The following is a 4,782-nucleotide window of genomic DNA, read 5'->3' on the forward strand; positions in this document are numbered from 1 at the left end:
CCAGTCCCGCATCGCCAGCAGGTCGTGGGTCATGGTGGAGAAGGTGCGTACTTCTTTCCGGCGCCGCTTGCCCGGTCCCGGGATGCGGATGCAGACCTTCACGTCGGCCTTGCCGATGTCGATCCCGGCGCATCGTTCGTGGACCACGTCCATGCCCCGGTCCTCCCCTCGCGCGGTGTGCTGTTGTGCAGCAGCCGCCCGGCGGGGACCAAGCAGGCAGAAGAATCTGATTCACATGCTCGAAGCAACACTTCCGGGTGCCTGACGACGAATCCCCGGCGTCCTACTCAATGTCGGGTTCCGGTGGCACCAAGACTCCGCGACGTCAGCCGGACAGCCGTAGCCCGATTTTCTCCCCTTTGGGGAGTCGCCGTAAGGCGATCGGATTACTCAATGACCGAGTCAAGCCTGTGGGCGCTGCTCATCGGTTGAGAACGGCGCCCCGTGCAGGCGTTGCGCAACGCTGCCCCTCGATGCGAACTATCGGCCGAACGGCCATTGGAGTCCAGGACGCCGGTCATGGGGACTTCGAAGGTCTATGTCAGTCGGCTGCGGTCGCGGTGGTTGCTGTACTCCGCTGCTGTACCGCAACGGGCGGCTAGCGAGGTGAGACCAGCAGGGTTGACCTCGTTGATGACAGTGAGCGTCAGTCCGGTGCTTCGCGGCGGCGTCGATCTCGGCGATCAGGGCCTCGATGCCGTCGGCAGGGAACAGGAAGCAGCGGTCCTGCTCGCTGCCATGGGCGCCTCCTGACGGCCGCCGACGGTCGGCAGTGTGGTCCACCTTCGGGCCCAGGGCCCCGCTCATCCCCTGCGCGCCGCGGGCTGCTCGGCCGAGGCAGAAACCGTCGCGTCGTAGCTCTACCTCAGCAACGACTCCAAGAAGCTTGGGGACGTCATTGCGCAGGCCATTGCGTCCGATAGAGGCCTCTGCGGCCAGAGGGGCGGGAATGAACTGGATCCCGGCCCGATTAAGGGCCGGGATCCTGTATTGTGCGCCTGGCCGGAGGGCGCCGGCCCAATTCCGGTGAGCCGGCGTTCTCCAGCGTGGGCATCAGGTGGCTGCTGGCCTTAGTCTTCGCCGAATCCGCCACCCTCGCCGAATCCGCGACCCTCGCCGAATCCGCCACCCTCGCCAATCCCGTGGCGGCAGATGACGCGGAAGCTGGCGATGACTCCGTTCTTGACCTTCACGCCGTCCTCCATCTCCTCGTCGTGCTTGCCCTTCTCGTCGTGCTCGCCCTTCTCGTGGTGCTCGCGCTCCTCGCAGTTCTCGTGCTCGTTCTCGTTCTCCTTCTCGTCCTCGTCCTTGACCCTCGGACAGACGCCGTTGGCGGAGCTGAAGGGGCCGACGGTGGCGATGGGGGCGCCGTTGTCGCAGACGGCCCCGCGGAAGACCTCGACCACGTTGCGGGTGTCGTTGTGGATGTTGAAGGTCTTGGCACCCAGGCCGCTGACGACGGTGATGCAGCCGTCGGGGCGGCCGGAGAATTCGCGCTCGTTGAAGAAGACCCTGCCCTCGAAATGGCGGCGGGGCTCCCTTCCTTCTCTTCCTTCGTTGCCCTTGCCTTCGTTGCCCTTGACCTCGTTGTTGTTGGGGGTGCTGGGACCGCCGGACGGTGCCGCCGTGACCGTCGGGGCGGCCTGGGGAACCGGCGCCGAGGCGGCCGAGGCGTAGGTGATACCAGTCGCGGTCATTGCCGCGGCGGCCGCGACGGCCGTGGCGATCTTGCGGGAACGGATCGTGAACATATCGCTTGCTCTCCTCTGAGACTGGGACAGGAGTGCCCGCTGTGGCAGCCGGTGCGTGATTGAACGTACTAACACCCCTTATCGCTGTCATATCGAGCAAATCGGAATCCCGGCTCCGTGGGGCTGATCGGGTACACGGAGACCCTCGACGTCACTCGGGGACAGAGCTGGTGGGCCATCAAATGCACTGTGAAGACCAGCAGTTGGATAGTGATTAGCCCTTGCAGGTGATCTTCTGATGGCTAGTCACCCGCGATGCTGGTGGGGCGCCGGGGATTGTCGGCGAGTCGCTGCTTGACATACGGCCTGTCGCAGGTTCAAAGGAGGGCCACGTGAACGGTGGCTGTCCGACGGACGTAGCCGCACGCAGCAGGATTCGCCCAGGCCGGACGGTGACCAATGCCAGCGGGCGCGGTCTACCCACCGCGTCCAGAGAATCAAAGGGCGTGGCAAGACTTGTCTTCTTGCCCTGGGTCTTGCCTGGGATCTTGGCGAACTGGGTTTTTGCTGGTCAGCGGCGGCGGGCGCGTGCGCCTGGTAGTCGTCGTTGGTCGTAGTCGGCCACTATTGAGCGGCCTCGGACGGCCCAGAGACGGCCCGACCTGGCCGGTACAGGGCCGCGCATCGACTGACGGCGGGCACCCTCGATCTGGTCCGTCTGAACCTCGCCGATGACAGTCAGCCACGATGGCGGGTGCGTCGACCGATCAGGCGCGCGTATGCCTCGCTGCACCCACGGGCCTCAGCCGCGCTACGTGCGCCGTCGACCAGAGCAGGCCTCAACGGCTGGCCCGTGACCATGAGGCCGAAGCCCTCAGCTTGGGAAGCTGCGGGGACTTAGGGCTGATACAGGCGCTGACCTCGGTGGATGGTCGACAGGGAGCCTTGGCAGGCTGTGGCCTATTCCCCGTGACTCCCTGCTGTTCCCCGCCTGATCTGGTGCGGCTGTGGTGCGTGCATTCGCCAGCCACGCTCAGGGCCACCTACCGCTTCTGCGCCCTGTAGCGCTTCATCAGCGCAGTGATCCGTGCGTGATCCGCCTGACCGTTGAGCTCGGCCACGAGATCGTCAGGACACAACTCGTAGAGATCGCCCCACCATCGACGTCCTCGGTTGTCCCAGATCCGGTATCCACCTGGCACGCCTCGGGCGACGTAGCGTCTCCTGCTCACAGTCCCCCCGTTCCGGGCGCGGTTCGTGCTGTCTCCGTCAGCGAGTCGCCCCCTGCACGACCTAGCGGCCGTCTAGCCTCCGCGTTTCGCTTCGGGAGGCTGAGCTGGTGTGATGGCCGTGAAGTGGGGGTTCTGGTTGTTGGCAGCCGGGCGGGCATGGTCGAGGCCCGACGCGCGGGTCGGGTTCTCCAGGGTTCCTCGGGTCGTGGGTGTGTAGGGACGGTGCCGAGGTTCAGGTGGCTGGCCGTGGCAGCGCCGCCAGGCGGGCGAATGCGCTGGTCAGCTCGTTTCGCCAGGGCCAGGTTGCGGCGATCCGCAGGTGCAAGCGGCGCCCGCCGCGGGTGATGCGGGCAGCGGCGTGCAGCAGCCGGTAGCGGAGCTTCTTCGGCTCGGCGGCCGCCAGTTCACCCTCCAGCAGCAGGATGCGTGTCCAGGCGAGGAGGTCGAGGGCGGTCAGGGACAGCTCCAGCCACGCTTGGTTGACCTGGAAGTGTCGGGAGGGGAAGCGGCCGAAGCCGGTGGTCTTGCCGCAGCGGATGCGGTCCTCGACGTGGGCGTGAGCGCGGTGGCGGACTTCCAGGTGCTGCAAGGAGCCTTCGCCGTAGGGGGTGTCGGTGAGGAAGACCTGGTGGCGCATGCCTTCGTCGAGATCGAACAGGGACAGCTGGGCGCCGGGATGCGGGCGCTCGCGGCGGACGATGATCCGGGTGTCCTCGGGCAGGCCCGGCAGGTCGACCAGGCCGGTGAGTTCGGCGACGTGGGCGCCTTGGCGCAGGGTGCCGTCCTGTTCGAGGGCGGGGTGCCAGACCTGGTCGGGCAGCTGGCGTATCGCTCGGCGGACTGGTTCGGTGATGGACCAACCGACGGAGAAGGACGCTTGGATCCCGCGCGAGCGGAGGCCGCGGATGTGGGCCAGGAACGCTTTGGCGGATCCGGCGCTGTCCGCACGGATGAGGATGTCGGTGCCGTGGCGGTGGACATCGGGGAGCTGGGCGAGCGCGGCGTCGAGCACGCTGATGTGGTCCTCGGCGGTGTTGGCCGCGGCGTTGCCAGGCCGCAGCAGGCCGGCCAGGGCCTCGCCGGTGTTGTCGAGGAAGCACAGCAGCGGGTGGTAGCCGAAGCCGTGTTTGTAGGTCGGCGCCGCGTTCTCCTTCTCGGAGTGGCAGGTGACCAGGGTGGCGTCGATGTCCAGGACCAGATCCGGCAGTTCGCGTCCGCCTGCACGGGAGGCCGGTATCGCCTCCCGCCTCTCGCCGGCTTGCAGCCAGGCGACCTCGCGGGCGGTGGCACGGGCCGCGCGCAGAGCGCCGAGTGCGGTCGGATCGATGCCCGCCAGCAGGCGCCATGCGGTGGGGTTGGAAGCGACCGGGCCGAACACCTCGGCCTGATCGCGCAGCAGGGCCAGGTCGGCGATCGCCTCGCCGCCGTCGGCCAGCATCACCGCCAGGTCCACGGCGATCCGGCCGGGGGCGTGACCGGTGCCGCGCGGCCGTAGTTGGCGCAGCGCGTCGGTGAAGGCCGTGGTCAGGCCGGTGGCATCGGCGAGATCGGCCAGGAGGCGGGACCCGGCATGACTGACCACCCCGCGACCGTCGGCTGATACGACGAGCTTGGGACGCGACCCGGTAGTGTGCACGCAGAAAGTGCCTTCCTGCTGTGGTGTCAGAAGCCCTAGACAAGCCTCATCATCCCAGCTCAGAAGGCACTTTCGCGTTCCCGCTCAAGATCCGGACGCCACCGCAAGTGAAACGCGGAGGCTAGTACCAATACCGGTAACTTACGGGCAATCTTGTCGTTGTTGTTGGTGTGCCAAGAGCGGGTCAACTGAAGTCATCCGGTGAGCGACTGTCGGACCGGGT

General features: G+C 67.1%; 4 protein-coding genes and 1 pseudogene. 1 reads left to right on the forward strand and 4 read right to left on the reverse strand.

All coding sequences use genetic code 11. The features are described from left to right. A pseudogene (locus ACWC2T_RS45670) lies at window positions 1-153 on the reverse strand (IS110 family transposase); the annotation flags it as partial. A 468-nt stretch (window positions 154-621) separates the two neighbouring features. On the opposite strand from ACWC2T_RS45670, the gene ACWC2T_RS45675 reads away from it, so the two are divergent. Next, the gene (locus ACWC2T_RS45675; RefSeq protein ID WP_450676191.1) at window positions 622-753 is read left to right on the forward strand and encodes a hypothetical protein; all 132 of its coding nucleotides are present in this window, start codon (window positions 622-624) and stop codon (window positions 751-753) included. 317 nt (window positions 754-1,070) lie between these two features. Here the strand turns inward: ACWC2T_RS45675 and ACWC2T_RS45680 are convergent, their stop codons facing one another. From ACWC2T_RS45680 to ACWC2T_RS45690, 3 genes are all read right to left on the reverse strand, one after another. Then, entirely contained in the window at window positions 1,071-1,751 is a 681-nt protein-coding gene (locus ACWC2T_RS45680; protein WP_450676192.1) for a hypothetical protein, read from the reverse strand. Window positions 1,752-2,734: 983 nt separating this feature from the next. Beyond that, window positions 2,735-2,923 (reverse strand): hypothetical protein, encoded by a 189-nt coding sequence (locus ACWC2T_RS45685; RefSeq protein WP_079077019.1) that lies wholly within the window; start codon window positions 2,921-2,923, stop codon window positions 2,735-2,737. 232 nt (window positions 2,924-3,155) lie between these two features. Further along, window positions 3,156-4,589, reverse strand: a complete 1,434-nt coding sequence (locus ACWC2T_RS45690) for an IS1380 family transposase (RefSeq protein WP_450676193.1) — start codon at window positions 4,587-4,589, stop codon at window positions 3,156-3,158. Between the last annotated feature and the right edge of the window lie 193 nt (window positions 4,590-4,782).

The sequence above is a fragment of the Streptomyces sp. NPDC001393 genome (genome assembly GCF_053597455.1).